This is a genomic window from Streptosporangium sp. NPDC002721, assembly GCF_042888905.1.
Classification (GTDB): Bacteria; Actinomycetota; Actinomycetes; order Streptosporangiales; family Streptosporangiaceae; genus Streptosporangium.
Window position 1 is genome coordinate 105779 of the sequence record NZ_JBIAQI010000004.1, and the last position, 17318, is coordinate 123096.

Here is a 17318-nt window from a genome sequence, read left to right on the forward strand (position 1 = left end):
CCGCTAGGAGAGTCTGATGCTTCAGCGCGACTACACCACGTCGCAGCTCGACGTCCTCGAGGCAGAGGCTGTTCACATCATGCGCGAGGTCGCGGCGGAGTTCGAGCGTCCCTGTCTGCTCTTCTCGGGGGGCAAGGACTCGATCGTCATGCTCCGCATCGCGGAGAAGGCCTTCTGGCCGGCGCCGATTCCCTTCCCGCTGATGCACGTCGACACCGGGCACAACTTCACCGAGGTGATCGAGTTCCGCGACCGCCGCGCCGCGGAGCTGGGCGCCCGCCTCGTCGTCGCCAGCGTCCAGGACTCCATCGACGCCGGACGCGTCGTCGAGGAGACCGGCCGCAGGGCCTCGCGCAACCGGCTGCAGACCACCACGCTGCTGGACGCGATCGAGGAGAACGAGTACGACGCGGTGTTCGGCGGCGCCCGCCGCGACGAGGAGAAGGCCCGCGCGAAGGAGCGCGTGTTCTCCTTCCGCGACGACTTCGGCCAGTGGGACCCGAAGAACCAGCGCCCCGAGCTGTGGAACCTCTACAACGCCAGGATCCGCAAGGGCGAGCACATCCGGGTGTTCCCGCTGTCCAACTGGACCGAGCTCGACATCTGGGACTACATCCGGCGCGAGGGGATCGAGATCCCCTCGATCTACTTCGCCCACACCCGCAAGGTGTTCGAGCGCGACGGCATGCTGCTGGCCGACAGCGAGTTCATCACCCGCGACGACGACGAGTCGCTCCTGGACATGACGGTCCGCTACCGGACGGTCGGCGACATCACCTGCACCGGAGCCGTCCAGTCGGGCGCCGCGACGGTCGAGGCGATCATCGAGGAGATCGCGGTGACCCGGATCACCGAGCGCGGCGCCACCCGTGCCGACGACCGCGCCTCGGAGGCCTCCATGGAGGACCGCAAGCGGGAGGGATACTTCTAGTGAGCGTCCGTCTCCCCGGTTCCCCGTGCCACCCGGCCCGTCCGGTCTTCCGCGAGCCCCTTCCCGCGCGGTCCCGCCGCGCACGCCGTACGACCCCTGGAGAGCAGCTCTGATGGACATTCTTCGCTTCGCCACGGCGGGAAGTGTCGACGACGGAAAGTCGACCCTCATCGGGCGGCTGCTCTTCGACTCCAAGGCGATCTTCGAGGACCAGCTGGAAGCCGTCGAGCGCACCTCCCGCGACCGCGGCACCGAGTACACCGACCTGTCGCTCCTCACCGACGGCCTGCGGGCCGAGCGGGAGCAGGGCATCACGATCGACGTGGCCTACCGCTACTTCGCCACTCCCAAGCGCAAGTTCATCATCGCCGACACCCCCGGGCACATCCAGTACACCCGGAACATGGTCACCGGCGCCTCCACCGCCGACCTGGCGATCGTCCTGATCGACGCGCGCAAGGGCGTGCTGGAGCAGTCGCGGCGGCACGCCTTCCTCACCACCCTGCTCCGGGTGCCGCACCTGGTCCTGGCCGTCAACAAGATGGACCTGGTCGACTACTCCCAGGAGCGGTTCGAGGAGATCCGCGAGGAGTTCACAGCGTTCGCCTCCAAGCTGAACGCGCCGGACCTGACGTTCATCCCGATCTCGGCGCTGCACGGCGACAACGTGGTGTCCCGCTCGGAGAACATGCCCTGGTACAACGGGTCCTCCCTGCTCCACCACCTGGAGCACGTGCACATCGCCTCCGACCGCAACCTGGTCGACGTGCGCTTCCCGGTGCAGTACGTCATCCGCCCGCAGCGGGCCACCGACCCCTCCCTGCACGACTACCGAGGCTACGCGGGCCAGGTCGCCGGAGGGGTGCTGAAGCCGGGTGACGAGGTCATGCACCTGCCCTCCGGCCTGGCCACGCGCATCGCGTCGATCGACACCTTCGACGGGCCGGTCGACGAGGCGTTCCCGCCGATGTCGGTCACCCTCCGGCTGGAGGACGACATCGACATCTCGCGCGGCGACATGATCTGCCGCCCGAACAACCAGCCGCAGGTCTCCCAGGAGCTGGAGGCGATGATCTGCTGGATGGGCGACGCCACCAAGCTGGCCCCGCGCACCAAGCTGACCGTCAAGCACACCACCCGCACGGCCCGCGCCCTGGTCAAGGACCTGCACTATCGGCTGGACGTCAACACCCTGCACCGGGACGAGACGGCCCAGTCGCTCGGGCTCAACGAGATCGGGCGGGTCTCGCTCCGCGTCACCCAGCCCCTGTTCGTGGACGACTACGCCCGCAACCGCCTCACCGGCGGGTTCATCCTGGTGGACGAGTCCACCAACAACACGGTCGGCGCCGGCATGATCGTCGACGCCCGGTAGGCGCCACTCGTCGCCCGCGGCCCGGGGGGGGGGCACCCCCTCGGGCCGGGGGTCGCCCCCCGGGCCCCCCGGCATGGGGGGCCGGTCAGGGGGGGGCCCCCCACCACAAACACCCGGGGGGGCGCGGGCTGGTCCCGCGCCGCCGGGTCGCCCCCCTCGGGCCCCCGCGGCCCGGCGTGGCTCTCCCGTACGCGACGGGAGAGCCACGCCGGGCCGCGCGTCTTTCGCGCGGTGGGAGGGGCGCGCCGGGCGGGGCTTCGGTGCCTCCCCGTTCAGGAGACGGGCGGCGTTACACCCGCTGGGTAGATCCTTTGTCCGTTCTCTGACTCCTCCGTTACGCTCCGCGCTAGCCTCGGCACGTTCCGTATCCGTCGGGTAAGGATTCGTGCCTGTGTCTGATAGTCCGTCACCTGCTCGGGTGGTATTCCTGGGCGGCCTGGGCCGCAGCGGGACCACGCTGCTGGAGCGCCTGCTCGGGGAGGTCCCCGGCATCGCGCCGCTCGGCGAGGTCGTCCACCTCTGGGCCAGGAGCGTGCTCGCGGACGAGTCCTGCGGTTGCGGCGAGCGCTTCGGGTCGTGCCCCTTCTGGGAGAAGGTCGGCGAGCGCGCGTTCGGCGGCTGGTCCGAGGGCCTGGCCCGCCGGATGATCGCGCTCAGGTCCCGTGTCGACCGGACCCGCCGCGTCCCGACCCTGGCCAGGCTGCTGGCCGAGGAGCAGGCGGGCACCGGCAGGTGGCCGACCCCCGGCACCGCCGAGCTGGACGAGTACGCCGCGGTCCACCGCGACCTGTACAACGCGGCGGGCGAGGTCGCCGACTGCCCGGTCGTGATCGACTCCAGCAAGCACGCCTCGCTGGCCTTCTGTCTCGCGGCGGCCGGGGTCGACGTCCAGGTCGTCCACGTGGTCCGCGACCCCCGCGCGGTCGCGCACTCCTGGCGCAGGAGGGTCGCGCGTCCGGAGGACGGGCGCCCGATGACCCACTGGTCGCCCTCCCGCACCTCGCTGCACTGGCTGAGCGAGAACCTCAGCCTCGAACTCCTCGCCCGCAGAGGTGTCCCGGTCACCCGGATCCGCTACGAGGACCTGCTCGACGCCCCGGCCGACACGCTCAGGCGCGTGATCGCCAGGATCGGCCTCCCGTGCCGCCTCGACTTCCTCTCGGGCGGCTGGGCGGAGTTCTCGACGGCGCACACGGCGTCGGGCAACCCGGTGCGCTTCACGGTCGGCCGCACGGAGCTGACCAGGGACGACAGCTGGCGTGCCGTCGCGTCGTCCCGGCAGTCGCGCCTGGTCGCCGCGCTGACCTGGCCCCTCATGATCAAATACGGCTACCACAGGAGACTCGTGTGAACGCATCGGTGGGTGTCGTCATCCCCACCCGGGGGCACCGGCCTGACCAGCTGCGCGCGGCCACGCTCGCCGTGCTCGGCCAGGACCACCCGGGCCCCGTCGAGGTCGTCGTCGTGGTGGACGGGGGCGATCCGGCATGGGTCGCCGACCAGGTGGCCGATCTCCTGGCCAGCCGGGCACTGGCGCCGGGTCTGCGCGAGGCGCCCGCGCGCGGGGTGCGGGTGATGGCCAACCGGCTCACCCCGGGCCTGCCCGGTGCCCGCAACACCGGCATCGCGGCGCTCGGCACCGACATGGTCGCCTTCTGCGACGACGACGACCTGTGGTTGCCCGGCAAGGTCGAGGCCCAGGTCGCCGCCCTGGAGGCGGAGCCGGACGCGCGCTTCTGCAGCTGCGCCATCGAGGTCGAGTACGGATCGCGCCGCATCCCCAGGCTGGCCGGGACGAACCGCGTCACCTACCGCCACCTGGTGCGCTCGCGGATGGTGATGGTGCACTCCTCGACGTTCCTGTTCCGGCGTGGCGGGCTCTGGGCGGACGAGAGCGCCCCCAAGGGCCAGAACGAGGACTGGGACCTGGCGCTGCGCGCCGCCGCCCAGCACCCCATCGTGCACGTCGACCGGCCCCTGGTCCGGGTGCGCTGGGGTGGCTCCTCGTACGTGGCCCGCTGGGCCGACCGGATCGCCGGGCTGCAGTGGATGCTGGCCCGGCACCCTGATCTGGCCGTGGATCCGCGCGGCGCGGCGCGGGTCTACGGCCAGCTCGCCTTCCACCACGCGGCCCTCGGCCAGCGGCGGGAGGCGGGCCGCTGGGCCTGGCGGGCGTTCACCGCCCGCCACGGCGAGCCCCGCGCGCCCATCGCGCTCGCGGTGGCGGCGGGCCTGGTCCCCGCGAGGACCATGCTCAGCGTCCTGAACCACCGGGGGCACGGCATCTGATGGCGCCCATCGTCGAGCAGCCGAGGGTGACCCTCCGGCACGGTGTCTGGATCGTGCCGCCCGCGACGGACCGGGCCGCCGGCCGTCCGCCTCACGGCCCGCCGGTCGCCTCGCTCCTGACGGCAGGACAGGCCGTCAAGCGCCCGCCGGTGTTCCCCCGCCACGGTTCGCTGCTCGCTCCCTCCACGGCCGGGCAGGCCGCCGAGTGCCCGCGCGCGACCGTTCGCCACGTCCCGCCCGCACCCGGACAGGTCGCCGAGCGTTCACGTGCCATGGTTCGCTCCGGTCCGCCCGTATCGGGGTGGGCCGCCGAGCGTCCGTCGGTGGTCGCGCACCACGACCCGCCGGTTGTGCCCTCCATGGTGGGGCGGGCCGGAGCCCCGGCCGCCTGTGACGCCGTGCCGCCGGTCGTGCCGTCCGTGGTGGGGCGGGCCGGAGCCCCGGCCGACCGTGACGCCGTGCCGCCGGTCCCGTCGCCCGCCGACCACCGGTCCGCGACCACCGGTCACGATCCGGTGCCCGGCCTGCCCGCCGTCGCAGGGCGGGCCGGAACGCCGGTCGCCAGGCGGGGGACGACCTCGGCCGTCCCCCGCCGGAGGCCCAGGCCCGACAGGGCCACCCGCAGGCGGTTGCGCAGGCGCGTGCACGTGGCGGGGGTCGCCGTCGACCCGATGACCGAGAGCGAGGTCGTCGACCACGTGGTCGCCGCTCTGAAACGCGGTGAGGGCGGCCATCTCGTCACCCCGAACGTCGACATCAGCCGGACCGTCGCCCGAGACCCTCAGGCCCGCCGGTTCGTCGAGCGCGCCGACCTCGCGGTGGCGGACGGCATGCCGCTGGTATGGGCGGCGAGACTGCTCGGCACCCCCCTCCCCGGCAGGGTCACCGGCGCCGACCTGATCTGGTCCCTGTCGGAGGCGGCCGCCTTCTACCGCCATCCCGTGTACCTGCTGGGCGGCCCCCGGGGCGCGGCCGCGCAGGCGGCCCGGGAGCTGGTGAACCGCCATCCGAAACTGGTGATCGCGGGGGTCGGCACCCCGCCGTACGGGTTCGAGGACGATCCGGAGACGTACGCCCGGGTGCGTGACGCCGTGATCGCCGCCGCGCCCCGGCTGGTCTTCGTCGGGCTCGGCTTCCCCCGGCAGGAACGGCTCATCGCCTCGCTCCGCAGGGACCTGCCGGGCACCTGGTTCCTCGGCTGCGGCTCGGCGATCGCCTTCGCCGCGGGCACCGTCCGGCGGGCGCCGACGTGGATGCGCCGTGGCGGCCTGGAGTGGCTCTTCCGGCTGACACGGGAGCCGGGCAGGCTCGCCCGCCGCTATCTGGTCGACGACCTGCCGTACGCGCTCAGGCTCCTCACGGTCTCCCTCGTGCGAGGTCTTTTCTCCTGAGGTCCTGGAGCCCTGGAGTGCCGGTCGTTTTCCGGTCGTCTTGAGCGGTCGTCAGCGTTTCGCGGAGGCCAGTTCCCTGACCCGGAGGGCCTCCTCGGGGCTCAGCCGGGCACCGGCCTCGGCGAGGGCACGGCGCGAGTCCATCGGCCGGTAGGCCGTGCGGGACAGGCCGCTCCAGGCGAAGCCACCGGAGCCCGTGCCCGAGGCGGGCCTCTCCGATGCGGTCGTGCTTGACGAGCCCCTGCCCGACGAGCCCCTGCCCGACGAGCCCCTGTCCGACGAGACCCTGCCTGACGCGGCCGTGCCCGGTACGGCCGTTTCCGGCGCTGCCGTGCACGCGCGGCGGACGCGCTCCTCGGCGCGGGCCGACCAGCTCAGGCCCGCCCACTCGTACAGGCGGCGAAAGCCCGCCAGGGGGTCACGGGCCAGGTCCTCGTAGCGGGCCAGCATGATCCCCGGGTGCCGCTCGGCCAGGCCGGCGGCGGTGATCCCGGCCGCCCGCCACAGGGCCACGGCCTTGGCGACGCGGTCCTGGGAGCCGATCAGCGGGCGCAACGCCTCCAGATGGGGCTGGTCGCGCATCAGCAGCGGCTGTTCGAGCAGCTCGTGGAAGTAGACCGTCCAGCCGAGCCGCTGCCAGCTGCCGACGAACGCCACCGGGTCGCGCGTCAGGACGATCACCCGGCAGCCCAGCCGGTCGGTGAACCACCCGGCGGAGAACAGCGCGAACGGGTCGTCCAGCAGCGCCCGGCGCCCGCCCAGCCGCCCCAGCGTGAACGCGGTGCCGTACCGGACCATCCGCGCGAGGTCGTACGGCGACCGGTTGCGGCGCAACTCCGCCAGGAACCCGTAGCGCAGCGCGACCGTGCGGGTGAAGGCGGGCAGCCAGGCCCGCTCGTTGTCGGGGCAGATGTACTGGAAGCGATGGCCGACCACGGCGTCGAGGACGCCCGGGGAGCGGCCCGGCGGGTGTTCGGGGTTGAGCGGCTCGTTGACGTAGACCAGTTCCCCGCTCGCCGCGAGCATCCTGCCCGTCCAGCTCGTCCCGGTCCTGGGCAGCCCGGTGACCAGCACGGGTGTCATGGCGCCCACCCCGCTCCCAGGTCCTCGGGTCGCCGGGCACGGTGCCCGGGGCGGCCGGGTCGCGTGGTCACGGTGCCCACCTCGTGTTCAGATCCTGGGGTCGCCGGGACGGTGTCCGGTGGTCGGGTCGCTTGGTCACGGTGCCTGCCGGGTGTGCGGGACGGTCGGGTCGTGCGCTCGTGGTGCCTGTCGCGTGTGTGGGGTGGTCAGGCTGTGCGTGTCGAAGGGGTGCAGGCCGTACAGGCGGTGGATGCGCCAGAGGGGTAGCAGGTTCTTGACCGCCGTACCCCCCGCCCAGCCCAGGGCGGCGCCGAGCGAGCCCATCGAGGGGATGAGCAGCAGGTCCAGCGCCACCGCCGTCGCGACGGCGGCGACCAGGTTGGCCAGGCTGGAGCCGGTGTGCCCGGCGGAGGTGAGCACCACGTCGGCCATCCCGCACGCCGTGGCGAGCATCATCGTCGCGGCCAGCACGAACGCCACCGGCGCGCCGCCGGCGTAGCCGTCCCCGAAGACGGCGCCGAGCAGCCAGGGCGCGAGCGCGGCGTACCCCAGCCAGATCGGCCAGGTCAGCATGACCAGACAGAGGGTGGCCGATCGGTACAGCCGCCGGGCGCGCGGCAGGTCGCCTTCCGCCAGGGCCCGCACCAGCCTCGGCTGCGTGGCCTGCGCCAGCCCCTGACCGGCCAGCTGACCCACGATCTTGAAACGGGTGGCGGCGGTGTAGACGGCGGCCTCGGCCGGCCCGGCCAGCAGCGCCACGATCACGACGTCCAGCCGCTGGAACACCGCCTGTATCCCGGACGCCAGCGACCGGGGCCAGGTGTGGCGCCACAGGTCGCGCGCGGCGCCCGGTGAACAAGCGGTGCCCGGAGGAGGAACGGTGCCCGGCGGGTGCGGGGTCCGGGTCAGTCGGCGGCGCAGCCAGATCGAGGCCAGCAGCAGCACCGGCAGGTACGGCAGCGCCCAGGCCGTGGCGAGCAGCGGCACGGAGTCGCGGCCCGCGAGCACCACCGCCCCGACCAGGAGCAGCTGGGCCGTCGGCTGCAGCACCCCGTCCAGCAGCACGGTCGGCCGCATCGAGCCGAACCCGCGCGTCGCGCTCACCACGACGCCCGAGCACGCCACCGCGGGCAGGGCCACCGCCAGCACCCGCAGCACCGGGTCGGAGGTGGTGAGGACGACCGCCGCGCCGGTCGCGAGCGAGAGCGCCGCGACCGGGACGAGCGCGGCGCGGACGTAGCCGGAGGCGCGGTGGTAGCCGGACGACCGGGACCTGGCGATGAAGTGGACCAGCCCGTTCCCGGCGTCCAGCCGCAGGACCGCGGCGACCGTCAGGCACAGGGCGGTTCCCGAGAAGAAGAGTCCGGCCGTCTCCTGCCCCGTCCCCCTGGTGACCAGTACGACCGTCAGGAACTGCGCGGCGGCCCCCGCTCCCGCTCCCGCCAGCCCCGCCACCCCGCCCCGCGTGGCCCCGGTCAGCCCCGCCAGGCGGGCCGGGATCAGCGGCGCCACGACGGCTCCGTGCCCAGCCACGAGGTGAGCAGGGTGTCCTGTTCCTCGAAGTGGGCCGTCAGCTCGCGACGGAGCTTGCGGGACATGGGGCCCGGCCTGGCCCGGGTGTTGTGCCGCTCGAACACTGGGTCGCCGAGGTGCGGCAGCCCGAGGAACGCCAGCACGCGGTCGTAGGCGAGGTCGGGCTCGGCGAAGAACCTGCCGCTGTCGAGGACGAGCAGCCGGTCGCGGCCGACCAGCGGGTCCAGCCGGGCGAGCTGCTCGGCGTAACGGCCCCTGGCGAGGTAGGCGTGGTGGCGGTGGGCCAGGCTCGTCGCGTGCGGCGAGGCGCGCAGGGCCTCCGCCGCCCCGGCCAGCCGCTCCTCCTCCAGCCTCACGGCTTTGGCGAAGGACCGTTCCGTCTCGAAGCCCCTCGCCAGCTCGTGGGCGTGCGCGGAGAAGGCACGCTCGACGGGGTCTCGGACCAGCACGATCAGCTTTGCGCCTGGCAGGTCGCGGGCGATCCTGGGACCGGCCAGCGGGTGGAACAGGTAGTAGGGCGACGACTCGAACGCCTGGGGGCGGTAGCCGTACCTGCGGGCCGGCCGGGAGGCCGACACGCGCAGCGGGAAGTGCGCCCGGTACCAGGACAGGCCGCGGTCGTACGCCGTGTCGAAGTAGTGCACGCCCTTGCGCAGGACGGGTTTCAGGATGAGCGGGTGCTGGGACAGGACGCGGTACAGGGAGGTGGTGCCGCAGCGCTGCGCCCCGATGATGAGGAAGGAGGGCAGCACCCGGCTTCCCGAGGTGAGGCGGCCTACGACCTCCGACGCCGCGTGGGCCGAACGCTTCAGCGCGGGCTTCACAGGAGGGCCTCCTGGGAGTCGGCGAGGGGGGTGAGCCAGAGCTCCGGCGGGCCGAGGGGCGCGTGGCCGTCGGCCGCGTGGCGGTCGGCGAGGGCGATCAGGTAGCGGAGCGCGGTCAGCCGGGCCTCGGCGGCCGACAGCCCGAACGGGGCGAGGATCCGCAGGGCCCGCGCCACGCAGGCCCTGGCCGCGACGGCCGGGGCGTCGCGGCGCAGGGCCCGCTGGAAGAAGTGGTGGACGGCGTCGAAGCCCAGCGGCACCCCGGTGCCGAACCGCTCCCAGTCCCAGACCAGCAGCCGCCCGTCGGGGCCGCGCGAGATGTTCCACGGCGTCAGATCACCGTGCCAGGAGAACCCGGGCCAGGAGAACCCCTGCCCGGAGGACGGCTCCGGCTCCCCGGGGCCCGGCCTCGTGTCTCCGAAAGGCGAACCGGCCGGAGCGGTGTTTCTGGAAGGCGGGCCCGCCGGAGTCATGCCTCCGGGAGGCGAACCCGCCGGAGCCGTGTCTCCGGAAAGCCGGCCTGCCGGAGCCGTGTCTCCGGGAATCGAGGCCGCCGGAGCCGTGCCTCCGGTGAGCGGGGCCCTCGGGTCCGGGGCTCCCCCGGCGGGCTCGCCGAGCGGGGCGCGCTCCGGGACGTGGCCCGGGACGTGGCCCGGGACGCGGTCCCCGGGGATGCGGGCGATCTCGGCGATCGCGTCGGTGAGGACGTCGCCGGGTATCCGCCCCCGCCGTACCGGAAGCGGGGTCAGCGCCAGCACGGACAGGCCGCGCCACGATCCGTGGTGCAGCACGGCGGGCGGGACGACGGTCTTCAGCGGTACACCGGCGAGCAGGCCGAGCGTCCGCGCCTCGTGGGCGACGAGCTCCCGGGTCAGGTCGGTGTCGCCGATCTTCACGAAGGCGATCGGCCCGTCGGCGGCGCGCGCCTCCAGGATCGGCTTGCGGTTGGCCCGCCGGGCGGGCCGCACGCGCAACGTGACGCGGACGGGGGTGCCGAACACCTCGCTCAGGTGGCTCTCGATGCCGTCCCGGCCCGACGGCACGGTGACCCTCCCGCCGGGGTGCCACCACGCGCGGGGGACCAGCCTGCGGGGGAGCAGGCGGTGCGGGAGCAGGGTGTACGGGCTCGGGTCGCCGGGGCCGGGGAACAGCAGGTCGAGGGTCTGGTCCAGGTAGCGCAGGCGGGCGCGGGCGTCGTTCATGCGGCCGTGCTCGGCATCGAGTTCCTCCAGAGCAGCGCGAACGAGACGAGGTACAGGCTGAGCGGGGTGACCAGCCCGTCGTAGACGAACATGTAGAGGAGGGTGAGGATCATCACGAGGACCCCCGCCAGGCCGATCGGGCTCCGGTCACGCCAGTGGCGGCGGACGGCCCCGGCGAAGAACGCCACGTAGAGCGCGGCCCCGGTGAACCCCTGCGTGATCATCAGGTGCCAGAGCTGGCCGTCACCGCCCAGCGGCGGGTGGCCGCAGGTGGGGCACCAGTCGCTCTTGCCGGTGGTGATCGTCCGGTGGTTGCCCGTGGCGTTGCGGGTGTTGCCGTACCCGATGAGCGGCGCGGTGCCCGCGGCGGCGATGGTCGCGGAGACGGTGAAGGCGCGGATGTCGTTGCTGTGCGGGCGGTCGAGCCGCTGGGCCACCATCGCCTGCAGCGGGCTGAGGGCGAACGCCAGCGCCCCCGCCGCCAGGGCCGCGCAGGCCGCGACGCGGGCCCGGGTGCCCAGGCGGAGCAGGACGTACGCGGCGGCGACGCCGAGCCCGATCCACAGGCCGCGGTTGAGCGAGTAGACGACGGGGATCGCGGCGAGCGCGACCAGCGGGATCACGGCCAGGCGCCTGCGCGGCCCGCCGTACACCCACCAGCCGACCACGAACCAGACGAGCAGCACCGAGAGGTTGCCACCCCAGGCGTTGGCCCACTCGAACGGCGCCTCGGGGCGCGGCGAGGCGTGGCCGAGGACCTTCTGCATCTGGGCGGCGGTGGGGTGGATCAGGTTGTGGACGAAGGAGTTGCCGCTGATCCAGCCGGGGAGGACCATCTCGACCGGCGAGGTGAACTCGGCGCGCGGGGCGAACACGCCCAGCAGGCCGCCCGCGACGGTCGTGACGAACAGCGCGCCGAGCATGCGCACCAGGGTGAGCTGCGGCAGCTCCTCCTCGGTCAGGTTGCCCAGATAGAGCACCATGATCAACAGTGAGACGTAGAGGCACAGGCGCATCAGGTAGCCGACCAGGCGCCCGGCGCCGAACTCGCCATAGGTGCCGGGGGGCATCTCGCCGAGCATGAGCGCGCTGATCACGTAGCCCGCCAGGAGCAGCAGCCAGAGCCCGAAGCCGCGCGGCGCCCTGATCGGCCGCCTCCGCCACAGGACCAGCGCCATCGCCGGGGCCAGCACGATCACCGACAGGCCCCCGAAGCCGAGCGCCCACCAGACCGGGTATCCCACCAGGAGCGCGGCGATCGGCCAGGCGGCCGGGCGCGGACCTCTCACGACCTGCGCCCCCTCCGCCCGACCGCCGCCTGCCGGTTGGATGGAACGTTCCCGTACGCGTGGGAGGAGAGCGGAGCCTCGGGCGCTCCGGCCGGTGCGTACACCCCGCGTGACCCGGCGCCGCCGGTCCCGCTCGCTCCGGTCGCTCCGGTCGCTCCGGCCGGTCCGATCGTCCCGCGCGTTCCCGGCCGGGCGGGCCCCTGCGGGCCCTCGCCGGGCGGCTCGGGGGCGGACGGGTCGCCGGTCATGCCGCTCGCCGGGTCGCCCGTCATGCGGCTCGCCGTGCTGCTCACCGTGCCGTTCGCCAGGCCGGCGAGAGGCCGCCCGCCCCTCCTCGGAAGGCTCTCGCGGTCTCGCGCCCCATCGGACAGCGGCGCGGGCGAGACCTGCGGCGCCCGCGAGCCGTACGGAACCTGCGAGGCGTGGGAAGCCTGCGGGACGCCGGGGGCCTGCGAGGCACGGGCAGGTCGCGGCGCCTGCGCGGCGCTCGGAACCCGTGAGGAGGAAACAGAAGGAACGGAGGGCGCGGGAAGCGGAGGAGCCTCGTCGCCGACGACGAACGCGCCGACCACGGGGACCCCACGGTCGTTCAGGGCTCGTACGGCGTCCCTCACCTCGCGCGAGGAGGTGCCGGGGATGGCGACCACGAGCACCGCGCCCGCCAGGTCGTGCCCCTCCCCGCCGTTGACGGTGTCGAGGCCGGTCAGGCGCCCGACGTCGGCGGGGGTCCGCAGGGCGGTGTCGAGGCGGTCGCGGAGCCAGGCGACCCCGACGCCGCAGAGCAGCCCCGCCATCAGGCCGCTGCCCAGGTAGAGGGGCGGGCGGGGGGTGGTGGGGCCGGCCGGTGCCGTCGCCTGGCTGATCACGGAGCCGGGGGTGACGGCGACGGTCTTGAGGGCGTCGTATCGGGCGGTGAGGCTGTGGACCTGGCGGGAGAGGACGTTCTGCCGCTGGAGGGCGAGGGCCCGCTCGGTGGTCCCCCTGCCGAGGCCGGGGAGCTCGGTGGCGACCTTGGTGAGACCCGCGTTGGCCTGTCTCAGCTTGAGCAGCACGATCTTGAGCTGGGCCGTGAGCGTCTCGGTGGAGGACTCGCGGCGCTGGGCCAGGTAGGCGAGGGCGTAGGCGTTCGCGCCCGAGGCCGCGGCCCTCGGGTCGGCGGCGTCGCAGGAGATCTCCAGGACCGAGGTGTTGGGCGGCACCGAGACCTCCGCGGCGCAGGGAAGACCGCCGAACAGCCGGCGGGCCTTCGCGGCGACCACGGCGGAGCGGGCCACCTGGGCCTCGGTGTCGAGGTTGAGCGGTTCGCGCTGGCGGCTGGTGACCTGGTTGGTCTGCTCCTGGGAGCCGGTCGCGGTCACCAGGACCTGCCCGGAGGCGGTGTAGGAGGGCGGGGTGAGCCACAGCAGGGTGAGGCCGCAACCGGTTCCGGCGAGGAACAGGGAGAGGACGATGGGCCACCGCCGGCGGAGAAGCGACACGTAGTCCGCCAGGTCCTCGCCTCCGCGGCGGACGGGGGCGTCCGGTGACGGGCTCATGGGTGCGGGTGCCTCTCCGGCGAACAGACGCTGGGAACCCTTGGAACTATAGGTCGGGTTTCCATTTCCCGAACCGATACACAAGATTTTCTTCGGGCCGCTCCCGCAAATCACGGGGAGATAACGACTATTTATCCGATATTTCCCGTCGTCCGCTCCGGGGCTACGGCATGGGCAGGCAAAGTCGGGGGCGAGGCACGTCCGGGCGATGGGAAGGTGTTTCCCCGTGACGGTCGAGGGCCGTCCGTGAATGTGTACATGCGACATCTGTGAGGAACCGGTGCATCGGACAAATGCCGCTTTAGACGTAGTTCCGCGCGTAATAAGAATCGCCGGTTCCTGCCTCGTCCTGGCGCTGGTGCTGGGCATCCTCGTACTGGGGGTCGCGGGGCTGAGCGGGGGCGGTCGGACCTCGAACGCCGCGGGTGCGGAGAAGGCGCCGGACGCCCCGGATGCCGCAGACGCGCCGGGAATGCCGGAAGTGTCAGGAGTGCCGGGAATCACCAGGGTGCCGGAGCCGTCCGGGGCGGCCTGCGAGGTCAGCGACAAGCTCGTCCCCTCCTGTGGCGCCTGGTGGGGCATCGCGCCGGAGATCTTCACGGGGAGGCCCCCCGGACGGGCCCTGGAACGGGCGGAGAGGCGCATGGGCCGGACGGCCGACATCATGCACGTCTACCACCGGGGCGACGAGCTCTTCCCGACCCCCGCCGAGCGCGCCATCGCCCGCGACCCGGACGGCCGCAGGCTGCTGCTGGTCAACTGGAAGCCGTCCTTCGACCACACCTGGGAGCAGATCTCCCGCGGGGCGCTGGACGCGCGGATCGACCGGCTGGCCGCCCACATCGTGAGGACCTTCCCCGAGAGGTTCTTCCTCACCGTCCACCACGAGCCGGAGAACGACGTGCGGGAGACCCGCGGCAGGGGGATGACGGCGGCCGACTACGCCGCCATGTTCCGGCACGTGGTGACACGCCTGCGGCACGGGGGCGTGACCAACGCGGTCACGGTGATGACCTACATGGGCGCGCCCAACTGGGCGTCGGAACCCTGGTTCGAGAAGCTCTATCCCGGTGACGACGTGGTCGACTGGGTGGCGATGGACCCCTACGTCGACCACCGGGTCCACAGCTTCGACGGGCTGGTCAACAAGACCCGTCCCGAGTTCCCCCGGTGGCCCGGGTTCTACCGGTGGATGCGGGAACGCTTCCCGGACAAACCCGTCATGCTCGCCGAGTGGGGCGTCTTCGAGCGTCACGACAGGCTCGGGTTCAAGGAGTCGTTCTTCACCTCGGTACGCCAGGAGCTCGGCGAGTATCCGCAGATCAAGGCCCTGGTCTACTTCGACTCGCCGCGCGCCCCACGGGGTGACACCCGGTTCGACACCACGCCCGGCGGCCGGAGGGCCTTCGGCGAGCTCGCCCGCGACACCCGCCTCGACGCCACCGTCCCCGCCGGCTGAACCCCGCTTCGACATCGCGGGTCAGTCGGCCGATCTCCGCGTCGGAGCCTCCGTCCCCGCCGGCTGACCCGTACCCGAACGCCGCGGTCCGCGCCGCCTGGCTCCCGCTGGTCATCCAGGCCGTCAGGTTCGGGTCACCGGATCCAGCCGCCCTGGATCAACGGGTCGAGCACCTGGTGCACCGCCCGGTCCACGCTGATGCCGGTGGTGTCGATCTCCAGGTCGGCGTCGTCCGGCTCCTCGTACGGGTCGGAGATGCCGGTGAACCCGGGGATGAGCCCCGCGCGGGCCTTGGCGTAGAGCCCCTTGCGGTCGCGGCGCTCGCACTCCTCCAGGGGGGTGGACACGTGGACCAGCAGGAAGTCGGCGCCGACGGCCTCGACCATCTCCCGTACCTCCTCGCGGGTGGCGGCGTAGGGCGCGATGGGCGCGCAGATCGCGAGCCCGCCGTGCCTGGCGGCCTCGGCGGCGACGAAGCCGATGCGGCGGATGTTGAGGTCGCGGTCCTCCTTGGAGAAGGTCAGCCCCGCCGAGAGCAGGTGGCGTACCACGTCGCCGTCGAGGTAGGTCACCGTGCGGCTGCCGCGCTCCAGCAGCGCGTCGCGCAGTCCCCGGGCGACGGTCGACTTGCCGGAGCCGGACAGGCCGGTGAAGAAGACCACCAGCCCCCGCCGGTGCGGGGGACCCGGGAGCGTCACGGGCTCGGGACCCGCCAGGTGCTCGGTCGCGCCGTAGGCCTCGGCCACGCGCTCGCGCAGCTCCAGGTCGATGGCGGGCTCCCTGGGCGCCAGCGGCACCACCGCCACGAGCGTGTCCTCGGGCAGCCCGTCGCGGGCCTTGAGCGCGGCGCGGACCACCGCGGGCCCGCCCTCGCCGTACGCCAGGGGGAGCAGCAGGATCGACGCCTCCAGCTCCTGGGCGGTCGCCACGATCTCACCGAGGTCGCCCAGCGGCCCGCGCATGGTGACGGCCAGGACCGACTCGCGCCCGTCCAGCGCCTCGCGGACCCGCGCCGGGGTGAGGCGGAGCCGGGCGAACGGCCCGTGCTCGGGGGAGTCCAGGGGCTCGACGGGACCGGCGACGAAGCCGTCCTCGCGCCCGGTGACGGTCAGCACGGCCAGCGCCGCGCCCTCGGGGTCACGCAGGGTGATCCGGTCGCCGGGGGAGGCCGGGTGGTCGTCCGGCAGGGTGAGGGTGACCGGCGCGGGCCACGGCGTGCCGTCGGCGAGCGTGCCGCGCTCGTCCACGGAGTGCGCGTCCGCCAAGCTCAGGAAGCCCGCCAGCGGTCTGAAGGCGCCGGAGAGCAGCAGCTCGAGGTCGGCCAGCTCGCGGGCGTCGGGGGTCCACTCGAAAGGCGCCGTCATCTGCTCCACCATCGTGATCGTCGGACTTTCCTGTCCCGCCCGCTCACGATGGGCGCCCCTGTCCGCCGAGCCGGGAATCCACCGGTCCGGGAATCCGCCGAGCCGGGAATCCACCGGTCCGGGAATCCGCGCGTCCGAGGATCCGCGGGTCCGGAGATCCACCGACCCGGAGATCCACCGAGCCGGGAATCCGCCGAGCCGGGGATCCGGCGGTCCGGTGAACCCAGGGCGCCCCGGTCCGGTGGATCTCAGATCAACCGGGCGAAGTGGCTCTGGGGCTTGCGGATCACCATGGTTATCTCGTCGTGGGACGCGGGCCGGCTTCCCCTGGAGAGGGCCTCCACCACCGAGCAGGCGGCGCGGGCAAGCTTACCGAGAGGTCCGCGGAGCGCGGGCCCGCTCCTGGCGGAGACGTCCTCGGTCACCATCAGCCCGCGTACCAGGCAGAAGGAGTGCATCCCCTCGCGCGAGGCGACCTGCTCGTAGACGGCGGGCAGCGGGCCCACGGTCCCCGCGGGCGCGAACCTGCGCCACATCGCCCGCCGCAGCCGCGTGGGCGCCAGCCGGTCGCACGCCCCGTACGCCGAGGCCCGGTCGCGCATCCTGACCAGCAGCAGCCCGCCGGGGCGCAGGCCGGTCAGCAGCCGGTCGAGCACCAGCTCGGCGTGCTCGATCCGCTCCAGCAGGAACGACACGTAGACGATGTCGAACGCCCGCGGGGGCACCGGCACCGAGCGCAGGTCGCCCAGCGACCAGGAGTCCAGGTCCTTGCGGGCGGACGTGCTCGTGCGCAACACGGGCAGGTCCTCGTCGATCCCGATGACCCTGGACTCCGTCTGCGCCAGATCGAGCGGCTCGGGCCATCCGCACCCGGCGATCAGGATGTCGAGCCGCCGGCCGAGCTGGCTGCTCCACTGCTCCCTGATCCGCTGACTCAACAAGTCGTCTCGATCGACGACCGACCTCACCTCTGACATGTAACCGAGAGTAGTTAACTCAGCACGATTCGCCGTGCATTTACCACTCTTTGCGAGAGCGGGCGC

14 protein-coding genes are annotated in these 17318 nt (G+C 73.3%); 6 read left to right on the top strand and 8 right to left on the bottom strand.

Annotation, left to right across the window (positions count from 1 at the left end; all coding sequences use genetic code 11):
- The first annotated feature begins 16 nt into the window (after positions 1–16).
- The 5 genes from cysD to ACFYWM_RS06650 all read left to right on the top strand — a co-directional run bounded on the left by cysD (position 17) and on the right by ACFYWM_RS06650 (position 5986).
- Positions 17–931, top strand: a complete 915-nt coding sequence (gene cysD / locus ACFYWM_RS06630; protein ID WP_389909605.1) for a sulfate adenylyltransferase subunit CysD — start codon at positions 17–19, stop codon at positions 929–931.
- Positions 932–1043: 112 nt separating this feature from the next.
- A complete protein-coding gene (cysN, locus tag ACFYWM_RS06635) occupies positions 1044–2306 on the top strand; it encodes a sulfate adenylyltransferase subunit CysN (RefSeq protein WP_389909608.1) in 1263 nt (420 codons plus the stop codon).
- 391 nt (positions 2307–2697) lie between these two features.
- A complete protein-coding gene (locus ACFYWM_RS06640; RefSeq protein WP_389909611.1) occupies positions 2698–3657 on the top strand; it encodes a sulfotransferase in 960 nt (319 codons plus the stop codon).
- Positions 3654–4595, top strand: a complete 942-nt coding sequence (locus ACFYWM_RS06645; RefSeq protein ID WP_389909614.1) for a glycosyltransferase family 2 protein — start codon at positions 3654–3656, stop codon at positions 4593–4595. Before ACFYWM_RS06640 ends, ACFYWM_RS06645 begins: the two co-directional genes overlap by 4 nt.
- The gene (locus ACFYWM_RS06650; RefSeq protein WP_389909616.1) at positions 4595–5986 is read left to right on the top strand and encodes a WecB/TagA/CpsF family glycosyltransferase; all 1392 of its coding nucleotides are present in this window, start codon (positions 4595–4597) and stop codon (positions 5984–5986) included. Before ACFYWM_RS06645 ends, ACFYWM_RS06650 begins: the two co-directional genes overlap by 1 nt.
- A 51-nt stretch (positions 5987–6037) precedes the next feature.
- Here ACFYWM_RS06650 and ACFYWM_RS06655 read toward each other — a convergent pair whose 3' ends face one another.
- From ACFYWM_RS06655 to ACFYWM_RS06680, 6 genes are all read right to left on the bottom strand, one after another.
- Positions 6038–7069, bottom strand: coding sequence for a sulfotransferase (locus tag ACFYWM_RS06655; RefSeq protein ID WP_389909619.1), 1032 nt, complete (start codon positions 7067–7069; stop codon positions 6038–6040).
- Positions 7070–7204: 135 nt separating this feature from the next.
- Complete coding sequence (locus ACFYWM_RS06660; protein ID WP_389909622.1) at positions 7205–8581, bottom strand: lipopolysaccharide biosynthesis protein; 1377 nt, start codon at positions 8579–8581, stop codon at positions 7205–7207.
- Positions 8569–9426, bottom strand: coding sequence for a sulfotransferase family protein (locus ACFYWM_RS06665; RefSeq protein WP_389909625.1), 858 nt, complete (start codon positions 9424–9426; stop codon positions 8569–8571). Before ACFYWM_RS06665 ends, ACFYWM_RS06660 begins: the two co-directional genes overlap by 13 nt.
- Positions 9423–10628: a hypothetical protein gene (locus tag ACFYWM_RS06670; protein ID WP_389909628.1), complete on the bottom strand. Its 1206-nt coding sequence runs from the start codon at positions 10626–10628 to the stop codon at positions 9423–9425. The genes ACFYWM_RS06665 and ACFYWM_RS06670 overlap by 4 nt, the downstream gene beginning before the upstream one ends.
- Complete coding sequence (locus tag ACFYWM_RS06675) at positions 10625–11917, bottom strand: hypothetical protein (RefSeq protein WP_389909630.1); 1293 nt, start codon at positions 11915–11917, stop codon at positions 10625–10627. Before ACFYWM_RS06675 ends, ACFYWM_RS06670 begins: the two co-directional genes overlap by 4 nt.
- Positions 11914–13452 (bottom strand): YveK family protein, encoded by a 1539-nt coding sequence (locus ACFYWM_RS06680; RefSeq protein ID WP_389909633.1) that lies wholly within the window; start codon positions 13450–13452, stop codon positions 11914–11916. The genes ACFYWM_RS06675 and ACFYWM_RS06680 overlap by 4 nt, the downstream gene beginning before the upstream one ends.
- A 490-nt stretch (positions 13453–13942) precedes the next feature.
- Between ACFYWM_RS06680 and ACFYWM_RS06685 the strand changes: the two genes are divergently transcribed.
- Positions 13943–14911 carry a glycoside hydrolase family 26 protein gene (locus ACFYWM_RS06685; RefSeq protein ID WP_389909636.1) on the top strand — a complete coding sequence of 323 codons (969 nt, stop codon included), beginning with the start codon at positions 13943–13945 and terminating at the stop codon, positions 14909–14911.
- A 134-nt stretch (positions 14912–15045) separates the two neighbouring features.
- Here ACFYWM_RS06685 and cysC read toward each other — a convergent pair whose 3' ends face one another.
- On the bottom strand, positions 15046–16275 hold the full coding sequence (gene cysC / locus ACFYWM_RS06690) for an adenylyl-sulfate kinase (protein ID WP_389909639.1): 1230 nt from the start codon (positions 16273–16275) through the stop codon (positions 15046–15048).
- Positions 16276–16523: 248 nt separating this feature from the next.
- Positions 16524–17252 (bottom strand): class I SAM-dependent methyltransferase, encoded by a 729-nt coding sequence (locus ACFYWM_RS06695; RefSeq protein ID WP_389909642.1) that lies wholly within the window; start codon positions 17250–17252, stop codon positions 16524–16526.
- Positions 17253–17318: the final 66 nt, after the last annotated feature.